This window comes from Chryseobacterium oranimense, assembly GCF_900129755.1.
Lineage (GTDB): Bacteria > Bacteroidota > Bacteroidia > Flavobacteriales > Weeksellaceae > Chryseobacterium > Chryseobacterium oranimense.
This window is the reverse complement of the sequence record NZ_FQWT01000001.1, coordinates 458,030-477,978: the sequence shown is the minus strand read 5'-3', so window position 1 is coordinate 477,978 and position 19,949 is coordinate 458,030. Positions and strand designations below refer to the sequence as shown.

Annotated in this window: 19 protein-coding genes; all 19 read left to right on the top strand. The window is 38.6% G+C overall.

The genetic code is table 11. The annotated features are described in order from the left end of the window. The first annotated feature begins 60 nt into the window (after positions 1-60). The 19 genes from BUB03_RS02205 (at position 61) to BUB03_RS02115 (ending at position 19,920) form a co-directional block, all read left to right on the top strand. On the top strand, positions 61-5,949 hold the full coding sequence (locus tag BUB03_RS02205; protein WP_073059939.1) for an alpha-2-macroglobulin family protein: 5,889 nt from the start codon (positions 61-63) through the stop codon (positions 5,947-5,949). Positions 5,950-6,162: 213 nt separating this feature from the next. Then, positions 6,163-6,651 carry a serine protease inhibitor ecotin gene (gene eco / locus BUB03_RS02200; RefSeq protein ID WP_073061272.1) on the top strand — a complete coding sequence of 163 codons (489 nt, stop codon included), beginning with the start codon at positions 6,163-6,165 and terminating at the stop codon, positions 6,649-6,651. A gap of 531 nt (positions 6,652-7,182) precedes the next feature. After that, positions 7,183-8,592: a TolC family protein gene (locus BUB03_RS02195; RefSeq protein WP_073059937.1), complete on the top strand. Its 1,410-nt coding sequence runs from the start codon at positions 7,183-7,185 to the stop codon at positions 8,590-8,592. Between the two features lie 16 nt (positions 8,593-8,608). Continuing rightward, the gene (locus tag BUB03_RS02190; protein ID WP_073061269.1) at positions 8,609-9,565 is read left to right on the top strand and encodes an HlyD family secretion protein; all 957 of its coding nucleotides are present in this window, start codon (positions 8,609-8,611) and stop codon (positions 9,563-9,565) included. A gap of 2 nt (positions 9,566-9,567) precedes the next feature. After that, a complete protein-coding gene (locus BUB03_RS02185) occupies positions 9,568-10,758 on the top strand; it encodes an ABC transporter permease (RefSeq protein WP_073059935.1) in 1,191 nt (396 codons plus the stop codon). Between the two features lie 227 nt (positions 10,759-10,985). After that, the gene (locus BUB03_RS02180) at positions 10,986-11,441 is read left to right on the top strand and encodes a DUF1569 domain-containing protein (protein ID WP_040994307.1); all 456 of its coding nucleotides are present in this window, start codon (positions 10,986-10,988) and stop codon (positions 11,439-11,441) included. Positions 11,442-11,452: 11 nt separating this feature from the next. After that, complete coding sequence (locus BUB03_RS02175; protein WP_073059933.1) at positions 11,453-11,923, top strand: hypothetical protein; 471 nt, start codon at positions 11,453-11,455, stop codon at positions 11,921-11,923. 2 nt (positions 11,924-11,925) lie between these two features. Next, positions 11,926-12,330 (top strand): hypothetical protein, encoded by a 405-nt coding sequence (locus tag BUB03_RS02170; protein ID WP_073059931.1) that lies wholly within the window; start codon positions 11,926-11,928, stop codon positions 12,328-12,330. Positions 12,331-12,409: 79 nt separating this feature from the next. Beyond that, entirely contained in the window at positions 12,410-12,781 is a 372-nt protein-coding gene (locus BUB03_RS02165; protein ID WP_073059929.1) for a VOC family protein, read from the top strand. Between the two features lie 10 nt (positions 12,782-12,791). Further along, complete coding sequence (locus tag BUB03_RS02160; protein ID WP_073059927.1) at positions 12,792-13,334, top strand: SRPBCC family protein; 543 nt, start codon at positions 12,792-12,794, stop codon at positions 13,332-13,334. Positions 13,335-13,375: 41 nt separating this feature from the next. After that, a complete protein-coding gene (locus tag BUB03_RS02155; protein WP_040994314.1) occupies positions 13,376-13,825 on the top strand; it encodes a VOC family protein in 450 nt (149 codons plus the stop codon). A gap of 142 nt (positions 13,826-13,967) precedes the next feature. After that, positions 13,968-14,360: a DUF1398 domain-containing protein gene (locus tag BUB03_RS02150; protein WP_073059926.1), complete on the top strand. Its 393-nt coding sequence runs from the start codon at positions 13,968-13,970 to the stop codon at positions 14,358-14,360. A 112-nt stretch (positions 14,361-14,472) separates the two neighbouring features. Continuing rightward, positions 14,473-15,150 (top strand): DUF2490 domain-containing protein, encoded by a 678-nt coding sequence (locus tag BUB03_RS02145; RefSeq protein ID WP_073059924.1) that lies wholly within the window; start codon positions 14,473-14,475, stop codon positions 15,148-15,150. Between the two features lie 92 nt (positions 15,151-15,242). Further along, on the top strand, positions 15,243-16,247 hold the full coding sequence (locus tag BUB03_RS02140) for a bestrophin family protein (RefSeq protein WP_073059923.1): 1,005 nt from the start codon (positions 15,243-15,245) through the stop codon (positions 16,245-16,247). A 77-nt stretch (positions 16,248-16,324) separates the two neighbouring features. Next, complete coding sequence (locus BUB03_RS02135) at positions 16,325-17,938, top strand: Na+/H+ antiporter (protein ID WP_040994322.1); 1,614 nt, start codon at positions 16,325-16,327, stop codon at positions 17,936-17,938. 16 nt (positions 17,939-17,954) lie between these two features. Next, positions 17,955-18,572 carry a hypothetical protein gene (locus BUB03_RS02130; RefSeq protein WP_073059921.1) on the top strand — a complete coding sequence of 206 codons (618 nt, stop codon included), beginning with the start codon at positions 17,955-17,957 and terminating at the stop codon, positions 18,570-18,572. Between the two features lie 27 nt (positions 18,573-18,599). Continuing rightward, positions 18,600-19,025, top strand: coding sequence for an SRPBCC family protein (locus BUB03_RS02125; RefSeq protein WP_073059919.1), 426 nt, complete (start codon positions 18,600-18,602; stop codon positions 19,023-19,025). A 5-nt stretch (positions 19,026-19,030) separates the two neighbouring features. Further along, complete coding sequence (locus tag BUB03_RS02120) at positions 19,031-19,540, top strand: GNAT family N-acetyltransferase (RefSeq protein WP_073059917.1); 510 nt, start codon at positions 19,031-19,033, stop codon at positions 19,538-19,540. Then, positions 19,537-19,920: a bleomycin resistance protein gene (locus BUB03_RS02115; RefSeq protein WP_073059915.1), complete on the top strand. Its 384-nt coding sequence runs from the start codon at positions 19,537-19,539 to the stop codon at positions 19,918-19,920. Before BUB03_RS02120 ends, BUB03_RS02115 begins: the two co-directional genes overlap by 4 nt. The last annotated feature ends 29 nt before the right edge of the window (positions 19,921-19,949 follow it).

The following is a 19,949-nucleotide window of genomic DNA, read 5'->3' as shown; positions in this document are numbered from 1 at the left end:
ACTGTCAATAACGGTTTTTTTCAGTATTTTTAAGAAATTCATTTATCAAAAATAACATATATGAAAAGATTTTCCAAGATTTTTATGCTTTTGCTTTTAATGCTGAGCTTTTCCGCTGTTTCGGCGCAGAAATACTACGACGACCAGTGGAAAAAAGTGACAGAGAACAGTACGAAAGGTGCTTATAAATCTAATCTTCCCATCATTTTAGACATACAAAACCATGCTATGAAAGAAAATAATGCGATTCAGCTCATCCGTTCTCTGAAAGCAGAATTCAGTATTGTAAACCAGACGCAGGATGATGATAAGAATGATTCTGTCTCCAGATTTTTTAAAAAGCTCCAGCAGGCAGATGCCCAGCTGAAAGGAGAAGAAAAGCTGGTATACGCTGTTCTTTTGAACGAATTTTTTATGGATTATTATAACCAGAATTCATGGGAAATAGAAAGCAGAACCAATATCAATTCGCAGGATATTTCACAGATCGAAACCTGGAGTAAGCTTGATTTTAAAAACTATCTGAAGAAAAACTATCAGGAGCTTGACCAGCAAAAGGAAGCAATGAAGAAAATTTCCCTTGTAAAGTATAAAGACATTTTTACTGAAATAAAGGATATTGCTTTTTTTCCAACCGTATATGACTGGTATTCCATAAAGAAAATCAGCTTTCTTTCTGAAAACGGGCTCTTTACAAAAAATGAGCTAACCGAGAACAGAATACAGATCAATGCCATCTTTGATGAACTTATTGCCCAAAACAGCGGCAATCCTAAGCTTTATTTCATGAAAGAAAAGCTGACGGAAAACTGTAATTACAACCACTGCAAAGATAGGCTTGAACAACTGCAAAACCTTCTAAAGACCGATACCGAAGGAGACTACAAGGTAATCATCATGGAAGATATCATGAGTGAGCTTTTGGCTAAAAAGAAAGAAAATGAAGCTTTGGCTATTGCTGATCAGGCGAAAAAGCAGTACCCCAAATCTCCCTTCATCGAAAACATAAAAAATAAAGAAAACCAGATCACGAATCCGTTTCTTACCCTTAAATATGAGCAGCAAACCCAGAATAATCTCCCTATTCATCTGGTGGCAGACCATAAGAACGTGACGGAATTTTCTCTGAACATTTATGAAGTAAAAGAAGATTTTACAACATTAATGCAGTATATAAAGAATTCTTACAGCAATACCTTTGGAAAAGTTAAAAAAAATCTTGTAAGAAAAGAAACATTCCAGTTTGGAGATTCCAAAGATTATCAGGTGCATAAAACCTCGTTGGAAATTAAACCCCTTCCATCAGGTGTTTATGTAGCTGAATATTCCGTTGCAGGAGCGGAAGCTAATGATGGCAATACAAAACAGAATTTTTACTTTTTGGTTTCCGGAAACAGAGTAATTTACCAAACCAAAACCGACAGAAACCAGCTTTCCAATGTAATGAAGCTTGTAAACAGCGAAAACGGGAAGCCGGCGGCCAATGAAAATCTTACTTTCTACGAATTTGTTGCCAACAATACATTAAATGAAATTGACAGTAAAACCGACGCGAACGGTATTTTTAAATTCCCTTCCACAGACAGCAAGGAATATTACAGAACCTTCCTGATCCGCCAGTCCAAAACCAATGATTTCCAGATCATGCAGGTTTATGGAAATGATGGGAATGCAGAAGATTACAATCCCAATAAACAAACCCGCACCATGGCCCAGATCTTTACGGACAGAGCCATCTACAGACCGGGCCAGACTGTTTATTTCAAAGTTATCAATACGAAAATCGATAAAGAAACAGAAGCCGTTACTTCAGGTGTAAAGCAGAAGATTACCCTTCTGGACGCCAACAGTCAGGAAATATCCTCTCAAAACTTTACAACCAATGAATTCGGTTCATATCACGGAAGCTTTATCCTTCCGAAGGGTCAGCTGAACGGAGTCTTTTATTTAAGGACCGATGAAGGTACCGAGGGATATAAAGATATCAGGGTTGAAGAATATAAAAGACCGAAATTTGAAGTCACTTTTGATCCTGTAAAAGACGAATACAAATACGGACAGACCATTGAACTGAAAGGAAAGGCAATGATGTTTTCAGGGGTGGCTTTAAGCAATACGACAGTTAATTATGAGATTAAAAAGCACAATATCAGATGGAGATATTTCTGGTGGTATCCACGTGATAATGACAATGAAAACTCTATTCTTGGTGAAGCTAAAACCAATGAAAAAGGAGAATTCGTAATCCGCCTTGATCTTAAAAAAGATGAAAAGCTCGATGGAATTCAGATCGATAATTATGAAATCAATGCTTCCGTAACCGATATCAATGGCGAAACACAGTCTGCAGAGACCCAGTTGAAAGTAGCTTCTGTTTCTCATTATATTAAAGCGGACGGAATCAAGAATACTTTCAGTGATGAAAATGTAAAATTAAAGGTTAAAACCTTAAATTATAACGAGCAGGATCTTAAAAAGCCTTACAAAGTCAAATTGTCAAAACTGAATTCCCCAAACAGGATTTTCAGGGACAATTTTGCACAGGAAGTTCAGGATCAGCCGAAATATTCCAAAGAAGAATTTATCAGCAAATTCCCGCATGATTTGTTTGATAAAAACGATGAAGCCAAAAACTGGAGAGCAGAAAAAGTAATTTCAGATAAAATCCAGCAGCCGGCTGCCGAATTGGATTTAGGAAAACTTGAAGCCGGCGATTATCAGCTTGAACTGTATAATATTGAAGGGAAAGACACCATCAAAACTTCACAGAATTTCAGTGTTTGGGATAAAGGATCTTTAAAACCTTCACAAAAGACCTTTTTAACGGTTATTGAACCTAAAAATGAATTCTCAAGAGGAGAGAAAGCTAAGGTATATGTGTATTCAGCAGTTCCGGATGCTCTTGTCAATGTATTTGTTCAGGATGGTTCAGGAAAAACGGTTTCAGAAGTGCACCAGCTGAAAAAAGGAGTTTTGGAATATACCACAGATATCCCGAAAGACAAAAGTGTGGCAGCATTGAATATCCAATTCCAGGTTGCTGCATTTAATGATGTGCAGACTCAATCTGTTACTTTGAAAATAAAAGACAGTGAACAGCCTTTAAAAATAGAAACCGTTACTTTCAGAGACAAGTTGGAACCGAATTCAAAAGAAAAATGGACGGTAAAAGTATCAGGAAATGACAAAGAGAAAATAAATGCCGAAGTGCTGGCCAATATGTATGATATGTCACTGGATCAGTTTGCGGCAAACACTTTCGCCTGGCAGAATTTATATCAGCCATATTCTATAGTGACGTCTTATGATATGAGACAATATCTGCAGCAGCAATACTATCAGAAGAGATTAAAGTACTACAATGGAAAATATGTAGAAGTGCCTAACTTTAATTGGTTCGATGGCGATTTCGACAGTTATGGTTTAAGAGGAAGAGTTTCAGGATTACAGGTTAATAATGTAGCAATGCCGGCTCCTGCTGCTGTAGCAAAGGAAGCTATGGCAGAAGAAGTTGTTATGACAGGGTATGCTAGAAAATCCAAGATGGCTTCAGCAGCAAAAGTAAGTGAACAAGAAGCTGACGCAGCTGGATATTCAGATAATTCACCGGCAATAGTTGACAACCTTGAAAAAGTTCCCGTACGTCAGAACCTGAATGAAACCGCATTTTTCTACCCGGATCTGAAAACCGATGCAGAAGGAAACGTAAACTTCGAATTCACCTCTCCGGAAGCATTAACGAAATGGAAACTGATGTTCCTGGCCCATACTAAAGATGCCAGGGCAGCAACATTGGAAAAACAGGTAGTTACGCAGAAAGAATTCTCGGTAACACCAAATTATCCAAGATTTTTAAGAGAAGGTGATGAACTGAATCTTCAATCCAAATTATCCAATCTGAGTGATAAAAAACTGAGTGGTTCAGCTGAGCTTCAGATTCTGGATGCCTTCACCAATGAAAATATCTCTTCCCAATTCGGAATCAGTGGAGGATCACAGAACTTTAATATAGATGGAAAAGGAAACAGCGCATTAACCTGGAAACTGAAAGTTCCGAATAATGTGTCTTCCATTATTTTGAAGGTAGTGGCGAAAGCCGGAGCCTATTCCGACGGTGAGCAGCAAGCTGTTGCCGTACTTCCTAACAGGATGCTGGTGACAGATGCAGTACCGGTATTTGTAAAAGAAGGTGAAACCAAAACATTTGTTTTGGATAACCTTAAAAATGCAAATTCCAATACGATCACCAATGTTTCCAATACACTGGAACTGACCACGAATCCGATCTGGGAGATCATGTTTGCATTACCAAGTCTGAAAAATGATCAGAACAGTTCTGCTGATGTGATTTTCAATAAATGGTTTGCAGATGTACTGGCTTCCGAAATATTCAAGGCCAATCCGAAAATGAAAGCCGTTTTTGAAGAATATCAGAATAAAGGATTATTGAATTCAAACCTTGAGAAAAATCAGGAACTGAAACAGCTCCTGCTGGAAGAAACCCCTTGGGTACTGGAAAGTAAAAACGAAGAAGAACAGATGCAGAAACTGGCTCTGTTATTTGATGCCAATACGATGAAAAATTCAATTAACCAGGATTGGGACGATCTTAAGAAGCTTCAGAACCCTGATGGAGGATTCTCATGGTATCCGGGATATACAAGTTCTTACGGAACCTCATTGTACATCCTTAAAAACTTAGGCAAAATCAATACATGGCTAAAAGATAGTGCGAAAGATTACCAAAGCCCTGAGCAGAAAGAGCTGGTAGGAAAATTAGTTCAGTACGTGGATAATGAAATTGATAAGTATTGGGATGTGAAGAAAGAAAACGTATGGACCAACTGGGCAATAGATTACCTTGATACCAGAAACTATTGGGAAAGCCAATATCCGTTAAAAGGAAAAGGAGCATCATTGAAATCTATGGTAAAACAAAAAGCTAAAACAGCAAAAATCACAGATTTCACATTCTTCGGACTTCACCGTGCTGCTTTGCTGATGAATGATTACGGGGTAAAAGATGTTTCGGATAAATTAATGAACTACCTGAAAGAAACGTCTACCGATACAAAAACTCAGGGTGTTTACTGGAAACAGAACCTGAATGACTGGGGATGGTTCGGTTCCAAAGTAGTGAATCATGCCGGAGCTTTGGAAGCATTCAACAAACTGAAACCAAACGATCAGAAAATGATTGAAGACATGAAGATCTGGCTGGTTACCCAGAAAGAAGTCAATTCCTGGGGAAGCTCAAGAGGAACTTCCGAAGTGATTTTTACGATTTTAAATTCAGGAAAATCTTGGACAAGCGCTGAAAGCGATAAGGCAACAATTGTTTGGGGCGGAAAAGAATTAGCACCGCAAACCCAGGCAACCGGCTATGTGAAATCGGCAGTTAAAACAGATGTTATAGATAAAAACCTTGGAACAGTTACCGTTACCAAGCCGGGACCGGGAATTGTTCAGGGAGGATTGTTCTGGCAGTATTATGAAGATCTGGATAAAATAAAATCTTCTGAAAACTATATTTCCATCACCAAAGAACTTTACAAAAAAGTGAAAACGGTAAATGGCGAAGAACTTCAGAAAACTTCATCCGATACTCCATTGAAAATAGGAGATAAAGTAACCGTAAGAATGATCCTGAATACAGACAGGGCTATGGAATTCATTCACATTAAAGATATGCGTGCGGCAGGATTTGAACCGCTGGATGCGCTATCCGGCTACCAGTGGAAAAACAGTCTGGGTTATTACCAGTCTACCAAGGATGCATCCACCAATTTCTATATTCAGTACATGCCGAAAGGAAAATATGTTTTTGAATATGATCTTGTTTCCAATGCAGCAGGTAATTTCTCCAACGGTATCACAACGATGCAGAATTATTATGCACCGCAAATGAATGCTCATACAAAAGGAACCAAAGTAACAATTTCAGAGTAAACCTATAAGTAAACAAAAAAACTGCAGTAGCTTTTTACTGCAGTTTTTTTTGTTCCGTTTTCAGCTCAATAGTGTCGATGTAATTTCCTGTTTTTACTAATTTTAAAGGAAAATTTGTATCCGGGCGGAGAATTATTTACATATAAAACTAAACATTTGTTTAACTTTGGAATGGTTTTTGAAAGTACAACAGAAATTTTTAAAAAAAACAAAATGAAATTTTCAAAGACATTAATTACAGGATTGGTAATGTTGGCAGGAGTAAATGCTTTCGCTCAAAAGAAAGCAGAGAAATTTGAAAAATTACAGATTGAAATGTTCCCAAAAGCAAAAGAAGGATTCAAGCAGGTATATATTCAGTTGCCTGTTGCAAAAAATGAAAACGACCTAAAAGTTGAGTTTTTTGTAGGTGCTGAAAAAATGCTGGACTGTAACAAATATTTCCTGATGGGAGACATAAAAACCCAGGATCTTCAGGGATGGGGCTACAACTATTATGAAGTAGAATCCAATGGTGAAGCGGGAGGTACATTAATGGCCTGCCCGGATCAGAAGAAGACCAAGAAATTTGTAACCCTTAAACCGGAGATCGTAAGATACAACAGCAAACTTCCTTTGGTTTTCTATGTACCAAAAGACCTTGAAGTACGTTACAGAATTTTGCGTCCTGATGCTAAAATGAAATCAGCGGTTCAGAAATAAGCCGATACAATACAATTTTGAATAACAGCTCCTCACATTTTGTGGGGAGTTGTTGTTTGCTAAAACCTATGTGAACAAGGGTATTGAGATGTAAAACTTTAGTACATATCCCTGTCAAAAAATTATAATTTAAATCATTAAAATAAAATCTGCGCCATCTGCTAAATCTGCGAGAGAAAGAAAAAATAACTCTCGCAGATTTAGCAGATGACGCAGATCTTTTGGAAAATATAATTATTCATTGTTTTACTTAAAATCTAGACTTTAACTTAATTAAGCCTTAAACTTTACTACTTTTAATGGTTTAAGTAAAGGTGTAATATATTTGGAAACAACGATGAATAGACAATAATTTAATTTTTTTTCATTTAAAACGAATTTCAAATTAACCTTAAACAGATCTTCTATCCTTATCACAAATAGAGGATTAAAACTAAACACTTTTTAAACTTAATTTAAATTCACCATATTGATGAATTATCTTCGTGGATTTAACGGATTTTTGCATTATATTTGTTATAAACATAAGCCATGAAAAACAATTTATTGATTTTTGCGTTTAGTTTTTTGGCTTTCCCTGCTTTCTGCCGGGCACAGTCTGCGCCGGACTTTAAAGAACTTTTAGACAGTGCCATGGTCCGGGATTCCGATCTTAAAATGCAGATTACCCAGAACAAGCTTACAGACCTTGATGAACATAAACTGAAAGATATCTTTCTTCCTACGCTGGAAGTAAGCGGCCAAGTCGGATATCTGAATGCTACTGCAAGGCTGACGTCACCGGAAATTAATCTGGCTCCTTTTATCAATATTCCCCAGGGAAGTTTTAACAACAATCTTAATGTTTCCGGCTTTTCTGGAATTGCTAAAGCAGATGCCAAAATGCTTCTCTATTCAGGCGGAAAAGTAAAGTACCTGAAAAAAGCCAACGAGGAAAAGAAAATTTCTGAAGATATTCTCCTTGAAAAAACAAAAGATGATGTAGTAGCCAATATTTCCAAAGCATATGATCAGCTGGCTCTTATCCATCAGTCTAAAAAAGTACTCGATGAAAGTAAAAAAAGACTTGATATCAACAGGAAAACAGCGGACAAAGCCTTAGGCTACGGTCTGATCACTCCATATGACCATAAGAAAATAGAACTGGCACAAGCTACTCTTGATGCTAAAATGGTAGAATATGAAGGGAAAAAAGAACTTCTTCTTACCCAGCTTTATGTCCTGACCGGAATCAGTAAAGAACGCCTCAGATTGATCGACCCGGTACTTTCGCCCGTAGAACTTTTATCCTCACAAAAAGGAATAGAGGAGAGGGCTGAGGTGCGGGCATTAGAACATGGAATAACAGCTGCAGACTACAAAATAAAAGCAGAAAAAACCTGGATGATCCCCAAAGTACAGCTGATGGCCTCAGCATATTATATCGGACTTTACGGAAGTCGTATCAAAACTTCGGAAAATGTAATCCCTGCAGTTCCGGCGTTGGGCTATGAAGGTGCAAAGCTTGACTGGAAACCTACGAATATTAACATTCTTCCCCTGTTGACTGCCGGCGTTGGTTTTAAATGGGAAATCTTTGACGGAAAAGAAGGAAAACATGCCGAAGAAACTGCAAAAGTAGGAAAGGAAGTCCTTCAGAACAAAAAAGAAGATGCTCTTAAAAAACTGACTTTAAATCTGGCCAATAACCAGACCAATTATGATATCGCTACCGCTCAGATCAATTTAAAAGCCAAAGAAAAAGAGCTCGCTAAAAATGCTCTGATTCAGGCTGAAAAAGAATTCAGATACGGGATGAGCAAATCCTCACAGCTGATTGATGCTGAAAACGACCTGGAGCTTGCTGAGCTGGAATACCAGAATGCCCTTTTTAACCAGAGAAGGGCAGGAATAGAGCTTATGAGATCGACTCAGGAACTTGATATTACCAAACTTTATTAATCCTACCATTAAAATGATGCATAAAAATATATTCATAGTCTTTGCTGTTCTTTTTCTAGTAGGGAGCTGCAGTGAAAAAAAAGAAAACCTTAACGATTCCGAAGGTAAAACTAAAAAAGATGTAATTTCTTTTGCACCCAAGGTAACCGGAAGAATTTTAAAAATATATGTATCCGAAGGCCAGACCGTAAAAAAAGGAGATACGCTGGCATTACTGGACGTACCTGAAGTTTCAGCAAAAATTGCACAGGCTCAGGGTGCCGTGAGTGCGGCAACAGCTCAGGAGCAGATGGCCAAGAACGGAGCTACGGCAGATCAGTTGAGACAGCTCAATGCCAAATATAAAGGTTTGAAAGAGCAGTATGAGTTTGCCCAGAAATCCTTTAAAAGAGCCAATAATATGTATCGTGACAGTTTAATGTCTCCGCAGGCCTACGATGAGGTTTATGCCAAACTTCAGGGAGCAAAAGCACAGTATGATGCGGTAGTGGCCGAGCTGGATGATGTAAAAAGAGGAACCCGGTTCGAAAAAGTGGAAATGGCGGCAGGGCAGGCTTCCCAGGCTAAAGGTGCTCTTCAGGAGGCTAATGTAGCCTATTCCGAAAGATATGTTATTGCCACCAATGATATGGAAATAGAAACCATCAGCCTGAATACGGGTGAACTTGCAACTGCTGGTTTTGCTCTGTTCAACGGATATATCCCGGAAAGTACGTATTTCAGATTTACCGTTCCCGAAAGTGCCATTTCAAAATATAAAAAAGGGCAGGAAGTAACTATGCAGGTGGTTTATAATAAAGAGACTCTTACCGGAACAATCGTTTACATCAAACAGCTTACAAGATATGCGGATATTACCACTGCTTACCCGGATTATCAGCTGCAGGATGCAGTTTACGAGATCAAAGTAAAACCGTCAGACATGAACAAGGCTAAAAGTATATTGGTCAACGCTAACGTTATCCTGAAATAATTATGAAAGAATTTTTCCGGCTTTTAAAACGAGAATTCAAGCTTTTTATCGGCAATTCTACCCTAAGGACCGTATTTTTTCTGGCCCCGGTATTTTATGCCACCCTGTTGGGTTTCGTTTATAAAAGCGGAAAAGTAGAAAACACTCCGGTTCTTGTTATTGACCGGGACAATACTCCTTTATCCAGCCAGCTGACCGATATGCTGGATGATAATAAAAGCATCAGCATCATTAAATATGTCCAGGAACCGTTCAGTATAAAAGATGAGGTAATCCGGCATGAAGCTGCAGCGGTAGTTATTATTCCGTCAAGGTTTGAAGCAGAAATGCTTCAGAAAAAATATCCTGAACTCAATGTATACATCAATACCGGAAATGTTCTCACCGCCAATTTTGCTTCCAAAGCACTACAGCTTACCATAGGAACCTTCTCGGCCGGAGCATCCATCAAAGCGCTGCAAAAAGCGGGAATGCCCGCAACAAAAGCCGCTACACAATATGAGCCTTTTAAAGCGAATTATATCACCCTTTTCAACACTACAGGAAACTATCTTATTTTCATGTGGCCGGCTATGCTTGCAGTGGTTCTGCAACAGGTGATTCTCCTTGCTATGGCTGTCAGTTTTGCCGCCGAATTCGAAAGAGGGTCTTTCGTGAAAGAATATGGTAAGATGAAAAAATGGGCGTTCCCGACAATGCTCATTAAGGTGATTCCTATCTGGGTATTTTCCATACTTATCGTTAGTGTGTATTACTTTATGCATATGATTTTCAGGGTTCCGATGCCTGAGGGGATATTCAATTTTATTCTTCTTACGGCAGTATTTGTCGGTTCTGCATCATTTTTGGGTGTTTTCATCAGTATTCTCATCCCGGATGCATTGAAGGCAACCCAGATTTTAATGGTTATTGCTTCTCCGGCATTCATTATCAGTGGATTTACATGGCCGTTAAGCGCTATGCCTGCTTTCGTCCAGTTTATTGCCAATATTATTCCTCTGACCCCTTTCCTGCAAGCCTTTAAAATCCTACTGATACAAAAAGGTTCTGTTGAACTTACCTATCCTTATTTAAGGCATTTAAGCATTTTGCTTATCATCTATGCTGTTATTGGCTGGATTGCATTAAAGATCAAGCTTTGGTTTATTTTCAGAAATGCGGGCTCTGGAGAGGCAGAGAACGTTGTAGAGTAGGAAATATTAGAGTATTAGAGTATTAGAGTATTAGAGTATTAGGTGAATAGTTAAACAGTAAATTTTATTGATATTTCAATTCGTATCCTGAACCCGCATCCCGCAACTGAAAACCTGTAACTCATTTCCATATCCCGCTACCTCAAACACGTCATCACTTTTTTCATCGACCTGTTAAAATCAAAAGAAAAAACTGATATATTTGCTTTCAGATAATTAGACATATTATGGAAAATGTATTTGATGCAAAAGATGCCCAGAACTATATTGACAGGATCAATAAATTAGTGGAAGATACCCACGGTTTATGGGGCAAGATGACGGTTGACCAGATGCTTGCGCATTGCAGCGTATCCTATGAAATGGTATATGAACCTGAAAAGCATAAAAAACCGGGAGCCATTGCAAAATTTATTTTAAAAACCTTTGTGAAACCAAAAGTAGTGGGTGAAAAAGCATATCCGAGAGATTCCCCTACAGCTCCGCAGTTTCTGATTTCCGGAAGAAAAAACTTTGAGGAAGAGAAGAAAAGGCTGATCGGTTTTATTCAGAAAACCCAACAGTTGGGTCCTGAGGCTTTTGATGGAAAAGAATCATTTTCTTTTGGAAAACTCAATTCCCAGGAATGGAATAATATGTTTGCAAAACATCTGAACCATCACCTTGCCCAGTTTGGCGTTTAAAATCACACACTATGAAAAAACTTTTATGGATCCTCATTCTTGCCTGCAATTTTGCATGGGGGCAGATGCCGGATATTTCCAATGTCTGGCTGAATAATAGCAAACCCTACTCCGGGACAATAGGTGATAAAGGGCAACAGCTTAAGCTGAAAGTCAATATCTCCGAACAGAATAAAAAAAATGATCAGGAATATTTTATTTCCGGCTATTCTCTTGTAGATGACAACTATGCAAAATACGAAGGGAAAATAACCATCACGAAATACAGGGATGCCAAAAGAAAAGGGATAGTATTCGGGGATTATGAACTCGCGGAAGAGCCTAAAGGAAAACATTCCGGTATTTTTAAAGGTAAATTTGTCTACACCTTCCGATGGAATAAGAAAACTGAAAAAATAGAAGGACAGTATATAGAGCTTATTGGTGATTGGAAAAGTTATGACGGAACGCTGGACTTCAAGACCCGTTTAAAAAACCAATAACTATGTTACGACGCATACTGGCCGTCCCTGCAGGGCTTATTGCCGGAATCATCTGCATCACCCTTGTTGAGAAAATAGGGCATCACCTTTATCCGCCTCCTGCAGCAGCCGGAAGCAGGGATATGACGGCAATGAAGGAATATGTTGCCCATGCTCCATTTATGGCACTCTTCTTTGTCATTATCGGATACGCATTAGCTGCTTTCGTTTCAGGATTCACAGCATCAAAAGTTGCCAACAATGCAAAACATACTTCAGCAGTTGTCTGTGGGGTTATTTTTCTGTTGATAACGATCTATATGATGGCTTCCCTTCCGACTCCGGCCTGGTTCTGGGTCTTAGGCATTCTGGTGTGGGGCCTTGTATTTGCCGGAAGTTCATTAGCTTTAAAAACAAAAAAGATATGAAATCGCGACGGCTGGATATATTGTGTATCCGGAATAGCATTCGATTCCATTTGAGTTTTAAAAACAATAAAATCAACATATGAAATTAGGAGTATTTTCAATCAGTTTAAGTGTAAAAGATCTTCAGAAGTCTAAGGATTTTTATGAAAAACTAGGCTTTTCCGCTATGGGCGGGAATATGGAACAGAATTATCTGATCATGAAGAACGGAAGTACCTTGATTGGCCTGTTTCAGGCTATGTTTGATGGAAATATGCTGACGTTCAATCCGGGATGGGATGAAAACGCACAAAATCTTGAAACTTTTGATGATGTACGTGATATTCAGAGGCATTTAAAGGAAAACGGAGTGGAGCTTGATAAAACGGCAGATGAAACCACTTCAGGACCGGAACATATTTTCCTGAAAGATCCTGATGGAAACATGATATTAATAGACCAACACAGATAAAAACCAAATTATGAAAATATTAAGAAGAATTATCCTTGTCCTGGCTTCTATCCTGATTTTATGGATGGTTATAGCCGCTTTTGTTTCAGGAGACTGTGCCTACGAAAAATCAATAACAATCAATGCACCGGTGGAAAAAGTATGGCAGCAGACCAATACACTAAAAGCTATGGACCAGTGGAGCCCATGGAACGACCTGGACCCGGGAATGAAGAAGGATTGGTCCGGAACAACCGGGCAGCCTGGTGAGAGAGTTTGCTGGAACAGCCAAAAAGATGCTGCCGGAAAAGGTTGTCAGCAGGTGAAAAAAGTAGATCCTGCCGGTAAAAGAATCGATACGGAAATTAAATTTTTAACCCCTTACGAAAGTGAAGCCAATGCTTATGTGAAAATTGTTCCCGAAGGAAACGGAAGCAAGGCAACCTGGGGGTTCACATCAAAAATACCTTATCCTTTTACGGTAATGAAGCTGTTTATGAATATGGAAGATGCTATTGGAAAAGATTACCAGAAAGGACTTTCCAGACTGAAAGAACTGTCTGAAAAACCTTAAACAAAAACTTATTAAAACTTAACTAATATTTAAAAACAATCATGGCATCAGTAAACGTTTATTTAACATTTAATGGAAACTGCAAAGAAGCATTCGACTTTTACAAATCAGTTTTCGGAGGAGAATATCCTTACATCGGAACTTTTGGGGAAATGCCTCCAATGGAAGGCAAAGAAACTCCTGAAGAAGATAAAGACAAGATCATGCACGTTGCCCTTCCTATTTCCAAAGAAACCGTTTTAATGGGAAGCGATACAGGTGGTGAATGGGCTTCCAACTACAAAGCAGGAAACAATTTTTCTATTTCTGTAAATGCAGAATCCAAAGAAGAAGCGGAAAAATTATTCAACGGTCTTTCAGCCGGCGGACAGGTAACCATGCCAATGGCAGATACCTTCTGGGGAGCTTATTTCGGGATGTTTACCGATAAATTCGGGATCAACTGGATGGTAAATTATGACGATCCGGCGAAAATGCAGCAGCATCCTTAAAAGTTCTTTAGATACAAAATATAGGTAAAGCTAACCGGTGGAAATGTCTGCCGGTTTTTATTTTATGATCCATTTGTACTTTAAAAAAAATTAAATTTGAATTCAGTTATAGACTTAAATTTTTACAAAAAAACAAACAAAGATGAAATTTACAATCGAACAAATCAAAGCAGAACATCAGAAAGTGAAAAGCGGGGCAGATTTTCCTCAATATATTCAGGGTATGAAAAATTTGGGAGTTTCAAAATACATAGTATATGTTGCTGACGGAAATACGGAATATTTTGATGCAGATCATCAGTCTGTAAATTCAGGGAAAAAATATGATGATCTTACTGTTGCAGGAGATCTGAACCTTGAGCAGTTTAAAACAAGATTAAAGCTCCATCAGCAAGGCGGTACAGATTATCCCGTATTTTGCAGCGACTGTGCAGAAAACGGGGTGAATGGCTGGGAGATGGATCTGAATGCCATGACCTGTACCTATTTCGATACAAAAGGAAATGATATTCTGGTAGAGCAGATTCCAGGCTAATTCAAATATTTTAGTAAATATCTTTCAATTAGGACTCATTCAATATTGTTTGCTATTATTGATTTAAATTATTAATTTTGTTCTGTACGATAGATAATAGTAATTGAATAACATGAGAAAGATCTTTACGAAACTGTTATTTACAGTATTGAGTCTGGGTTCCATAACGGCATTAGCACAGAAAAACGATTTGGGAGCATGGTATATGTATTTCGGAAACAACAAGATCAGTAAAAAGCTGAACTGGCACAACGAAATCCAGTACCGGAATTTTGATGCCGTTGGAGATCTCGAACAGCTGTTGCTTCGTACAGGAATAGGTTATGACCTTACTGAAAACAATAATAATATTTTGCTGGGGTATGGTTTTATTCTGAGCCGGCCGTATGTGAACGGAGAGAAAAAAGAGAATATTGAACACAGGATTTTCCAGCAGTTTATTACCAAGCAGAAGTTCGGACGTTTTAATCTTCAGCACAGATACCGTTTGGAAGAACGTTTCCTCCAGGATGATTTCAGGATGAGATTCCGGTATATGATCGGGCTCAATATCCCGATCACCCAAAAAGAAATGCTCCCGAAATCATTGTATGCTTCAGTGTATAATGAGATCTTCCTGCATTTTGACAGTCCGGTTTTCGACAGGAACAGAGTATATGGAGCGTTAGGATATGTTATCAATAAAAATATGCGTATAGAAGCCGGATATATGAATCAGATCCAGGAAAACAGGAACCGGGGACAGATCCAGATAGGTTTTTATAATAATATTCCTTTTAATAAAAATTAATATTGACAGTCCTTGCCGGATGGATGCCTTGATGAAGAAAAACTGTTAATTTAGATAATAGAATCAACAGATCAAAAAATAAATAAACACATATGCATTCAGGGAAAAGATTTGGTGCGCTTGAGTTCGCTACCTGGACAAGACGAAGTATCTATGTTCTGACGATATTATCAGCAATACCTACTGTATTGTACTTTTTAGGCTGGAAATTCCTTTCCGTTCCCTGGCAGCCCATTGCTATTTTGGGAACTGCAGTCGCTTTTATCGTTGGTTTTAAAAATAATGCCAGCTACAGCAGACTTTGGGAAGCCCGGCAGATCTATGGTGCTATTATCAATGACAGCCGCAGTTTCGGGTATGTGTTGAGAGATTCTCTTTCTGCAAAAGATCCCGGAAAGGTAAAAGAAATGTTTCTCCGTCATTATGCATGGCTTACCGCGCTTCGTTTTCAGCTAAGAGAACCAAGGGCCTGGGAAAATATGGGAACCGCCCAGTTTGATGAATATTCTAAAAAATACGATATTCCGGAAAGGCTGACCAAGTTGGATGATGAACTTGAAAAATATCTTTCCGAAACCGAACTTCAGTATATTTTAAGTAAAAAAAACAGGGCAACGCAGCTAATGGCAAGCCAGAGTAAAGAATTGTCCGAAGCCTATGCCAGGGGAGATATCAATGATTTTCAGTGGACGCAGATCAATCAGCAGCTGGTAAAATTTACAGATGACCAGGGAAAAGCAGAAAGAATCAAGAACTTTCCTTACCCGAGAAATTTTTCATCGATTACCACCTATCTTTTGCTCCTGTTCATCCTTTTCGTACCCTTCGGATTGCTGAAGGAGCTGGATAAACTGGGTGAAGGAACCCTTTTGGAAGGCTGGACCATATGGTTCAATATTCCGTTTTCGCTGATGGTAACCTGGTGTTTCCATACCCTCGACAGTGTGGGGGAAGCCTCAGTAAATCCTTTTGAAGGAAGTCCGAACGATGTGCCGATTACCCAAATCAGCCGTACCATAGAGATTGATATGAGAGATATGCTGGATGAATCCGATCTTCCGCCAGCCATTGCTCCAAAGAACAATATTGTACTTTAAAGTAAAAGGTTCAGTTTCATCTGAATGTTAACGCCTTTAAGTTTAGCCAGACCAAAACAACTAAAAAACAAATCAAAATGATTCACAGTTATGTTATCATATCCATTGCAGTCCTTTTATCTGTAATGATATTGGTGATGATAGGGCAGAAGCTGAAAGTAGCTTACCCCATCTTCCTCGTGATTGCGGGCCTTCTCATCAGCCTCATCCCCGGGATGCCGCATATTGAAATAGAGCCGGATCTTGTATTCCTTATTTTTCTTCCTCCTATTCTTTTTGAAGCCGCCTGGTTCACTTCATGGCAGGATTTTCACAAATGGAGAAAACAGATCTTTTCGATGGCCTTCGGACTTGTGTTTCTAACCTCAATAGTGGTGGCTTACCTCTCATCTTCCATTATTCCTGGACTTACCGTTGCCATGGGTTTCCTGCTTGGAGGGGTCAATTCTCCGCCTGATGCGGTAGCAGCCACTTCCGTACTGAAGCACATGAAAATTCCTAAAAAGATCACCAGTATCCTGGAAGGAGAAAGTCTCATCAACGATGCTTCCAGTTTAATTGTATTCAAATTTGCTTTGGCAGCTGTTATTTCGGGCCAGTTCATATGGAGGGATGCTGTCCAGGACTTCTTTATGATGGCTGTAGGCGGGGTAGCTGTAGGAGTTGCTGTAGGGCTTTTATTTGGTGCTCTTTTGAGAATTATTCCTTCCAACTCCAATATTGATACCGTAATTACACTAATTGTTCCGTACATTATGTATGTAGGAGCAGAGCATTTCCATTTTTCAGGAGTTTTGGCAGTAGTTGCGGGAGGGCTTTTAATGTCATACAATTCCCATTGTTACCTGAGTCATACCTCAAGGATACAGTCAGGGAACGTTTGGAGTGTACTCATATTCCTGATGAATACCATTATTTTTATTCTGATCGGTTTGGAACTTCCTATAGTGGTTGCTGCGATGAAAGATTATACCATTTCGGAAGGGATCTTTTACAGCGTTGTGATTGGTGGTGCTATTATCCTTACAAGAATATTGTATAGTTATGCGGTAATGTATTTTCCAAGGCTTTGCTCAAAAGAATTAAGATTAAAAGTTCCGAAACCCGACTGGCGGGAACCCTTCATTATCAGCTTTGCTGCAATGAGAGGAGTGGTTTCATTGGCGGCAGCGCTTTCTATTCCTGCTTTTTTACCCAATGGAGAAGCTTTTCCGCATCGTAATATCATTTTATTCGTAACTTTCGTCATCATATTGATCACGTTGGTAGGACAGGGACTTCTTCTGACACCGATCCTGAAATGGTTGAAAATAGACGATGCCGGAAGCGATTTGCCTGAGGAAAAACAGGAAGTGATCCTGATGCGTAAGCTTAAAGAAACCGCACTGCAAAAAATGGAAAATGATTTTTCAGACCTTGCGGAAAAAAACACTTTGGTACGCCACCAGAAACATAAACTGGAAACCGAAATGATGCTGATGGCCGATAAAGCCCAATGTATGGCTTCTACAGGAGATTACGTGAATGCGATCAATGAAAATAAAGATGTGCTCCGCCAGATCATCCAGGCACAGAGAAATGAACTGCACAGGATGAAAAAGGAGAAAATTTTTGATGATCATGTCATGAGAACCATTGAAATGCAGCTGGATTTTGATGAAGCGAAGATCACAGGATTCTCCCATGGATAAACTATAATTTGAACACATGGCAGCAGAAAAAATTATTGTAAAAACAGAATCTTCCAATTTATGGTGGGGAATTTATGGGCTTTGTGAGAAAGCCGGATGGGAAGATCTGGAACTGTTTTACGAATCCGGTGAAAAAGCTGGAGCAGTTTGCTTGAATACAAAAGGATATCTGAGAAATGCTTTAGATGAATTGCTCAATAAAAAACATGAAAAAGAATTTTATGATGCAGTTCAGGAGTATTTATCCGATAATGTTTGCCATTATTGGTTTTACTATGACGAGCCTGAAGATGAAGACTTTCAGGAAGTAAATTATGATGCTCCCAAAAACGGGAAAGGCGTGAAACCACGTTTCATAGATATTTGGCATCCTGATGAAGGAATTGATCTTGAAATAATTGAAACAGGAGTAAAATCATTTGCTAAAGATTTTTTAGGAATAGAAAATTGTATTGTTGAAGTCGCAGATACTGAGCCTTTGGAAGAAGCTGTTAATAGTTTTAAATTGCATCAGGAAAGGTTTGGTGGGGAAGACGTTAAAATAGAATTTTCAGACGAGTTGATTTCAGAATTATCAAAACGTTTAAAAATGGAGAAAAAAGATGTATTTGAAAAATTGAATTCAAGTATTTAAATATTTTTTGATTTAAAAATAAAAAATATGAGTAAGCCCATCACTATTCAGTACAAAATAAATGCTCCTCTGGAAAAAGTATGGAACGCATTGACCGATAAAAACGAAATGAAATCCTGGTATTTTGATATCCGGGATTTTGTATTAGAAACCGGGAAAGAATTTAATTTCTATGAACCGGGTGAAGTTAAAAAATACCATCATCAGTGCCGTATTCTGGAAATTGTTCCCAACAGGAAATTAAAGCATACCTGGTCATACCCCGAATTTTCAGATGCTGTAACTACCGTCACCTGGGAACTTCAGGTGGAAGGCAGCGGAACTTTGGTGACCTTGACTCATGACAATATTGAAAGCTTTGACAGTTTAGGTGAAAACTTCTCTAGCAAAAGCTTTACAGAAGGCTGGAATGGAATCATCGGACAAAGCATGAAAAATTATCTGGAAAAATAAATCATATGATACAGCTGCTGCCTTTTACCATAGAAGATAGTCTGGAATTGATCTCTGCCATAAAAGATAAAAGAATGCTTCTTCAGTTTGCCGGTCCTGCCTATCATTTTCCTCTGACAAAAGAACAGCTGGAGGTTGATCTGAAAAATGAAAACAGATTCATGTTCAGGGTTTTTGATGAAACGGAACAAAAAGTAATTGGCCATGCCCAGATTTTTCTCAAAGAAAATACTTTTCTGTTGGGAAGAATCCTGATCTGGGATGAGAACAACAGAGGGAAAGGCTACGGAAAGAAAATTGTACAGAACCTTCTGCAATATGGTTTCAGCCATTTTAACAGAGAAACAGCCGAGCTGAACGTATACGACTGGAATACCGGAGCGATAGAATGCTATAAAAAAGTTGGTTTCGAAATTGACCCGGATGTCCTGAGTGAAGTAAGTATCGACAACGAATTATGGCTTTCAGTTAATATGAAAATTAGTAAAAATACATTCCAATCCCTTCAGCAATGACAACATTTACAGCACTCCGTCCCGTACTCTGGACAGAGAATATAGACGAAACCATAGGATTTTATACCCGGATTCTGGGATTTACCCTAATGGGAAGAAATGATGACTGGCAGTGGGCCTCAATCCGAAAAGATGACATACAAATTATGCTTTCCCAGCCGAATGCCCATGAGAAAAAAGAGGGAATAGGCTTTACAGGATCATTTTATTTCAATGTTGATAACGTTGATGATCTTTGGGAAGACCTTAAAACAAAAGCTGAAATCTGTTACGAAATTGAGACTTTTGACTGGGATATGAGGGAATTTGCAGTGTATGATAACAATGGTTATATATTACAATTTGGACAGCCAGTCGATAATATTGGCAATACGGAATAAAATTTGCTATTTTTGGGGAAATATTTAGA

Excerpts from the sequence above, each read along its gene's own strand:
- BUB03_RS02125 (WP_073059919.1), top strand. The coding sequence starts at position 18,600 with ATGAGTAAGCCCATCACTATTCAGTACAAAATAAATGCTCCTCTGGAA.
- BUB03_RS02165 (WP_073059929.1), top strand. The coding sequence starts at position 12,410 with ATGAAATTAGGAGTATTTTCAATCAGTTTAAGTGTAAAAGATCTTCAG.
- eco (WP_073061272.1), top strand. The coding sequence starts at position 6,163 with ATGAAATTTTCAAAGACATTAATTACAGGATTGGTAATGTTGGCAGGA.
- BUB03_RS02115 (WP_073059915.1), top strand. The coding sequence starts at position 19,537 with ATGACAACATTTACAGCACTCCGTCCCGTACTCTGGACAGAGAATATA.
- BUB03_RS02150 (WP_073059926.1), top strand. The coding sequence starts at position 13,968 with ATGAAATTTACAATCGAACAAATCAAAGCAGAACATCAGAAAGTGAAA.
- BUB03_RS02160 (WP_073059927.1), top strand. The coding sequence starts at position 12,792 with ATGAAAATATTAAGAAGAATTATCCTTGTCCTGGCTTCTATCCTGATT.
- BUB03_RS02185 (WP_073059935.1), top strand. The coding sequence starts at position 9,568 with ATGAAAGAATTTTTCCGGCTTTTAAAACGAGAATTCAAGCTTTTTATC.
- BUB03_RS02205 (WP_073059939.1), top strand. The coding sequence starts at position 61 with ATGAAAAGATTTTCCAAGATTTTTATGCTTTTGCTTTTAATGCTGAGC.
- BUB03_RS02190 (WP_073061269.1), top strand. The coding sequence starts at position 8,609 with ATGCATAAAAATATATTCATAGTCTTTGCTGTTCTTTTTCTAGTAGGG.
- BUB03_RS02175 (WP_073059933.1), top strand. The coding sequence starts at position 11,453 with ATGAAAAAACTTTTATGGATCCTCATTCTTGCCTGCAATTTTGCATGG.
- BUB03_RS02155 (WP_040994314.1), top strand. The coding sequence starts at position 13,376 with ATGGCATCAGTAAACGTTTATTTAACATTTAATGGAAACTGCAAAGAA.
- BUB03_RS02120 (WP_073059917.1), top strand. The coding sequence starts at position 19,031 with ATGATACAGCTGCTGCCTTTTACCATAGAAGATAGTCTGGAATTGATC.
- BUB03_RS02140 (WP_073059923.1), top strand. The coding sequence starts at position 15,243 with ATGCATTCAGGGAAAAGATTTGGTGCGCTTGAGTTCGCTACCTGGACA.
- BUB03_RS02135 (WP_040994322.1), top strand. The coding sequence starts at position 16,325 with ATGATTCACAGTTATGTTATCATATCCATTGCAGTCCTTTTATCTGTA.
- BUB03_RS02130 (WP_073059921.1), top strand. The coding sequence starts at position 17,955 with ATGGCAGCAGAAAAAATTATTGTAAAAACAGAATCTTCCAATTTATGG.
- BUB03_RS02170 (WP_073059931.1), top strand. The coding sequence starts at position 11,926 with ATGTTACGACGCATACTGGCCGTCCCTGCAGGGCTTATTGCCGGAATC.
- BUB03_RS02180 (WP_040994307.1), top strand. The coding sequence starts at position 10,986 with ATGGAAAATGTATTTGATGCAAAAGATGCCCAGAACTATATTGACAGG.
- BUB03_RS02195 (WP_073059937.1), top strand. The coding sequence starts at position 7,183 with ATGAAAAACAATTTATTGATTTTTGCGTTTAGTTTTTTGGCTTTCCCT.
- BUB03_RS02145 (WP_073059924.1), top strand. The coding sequence starts at position 14,473 with ATGAGAAAGATCTTTACGAAACTGTTATTTACAGTATTGAGTCTGGGT.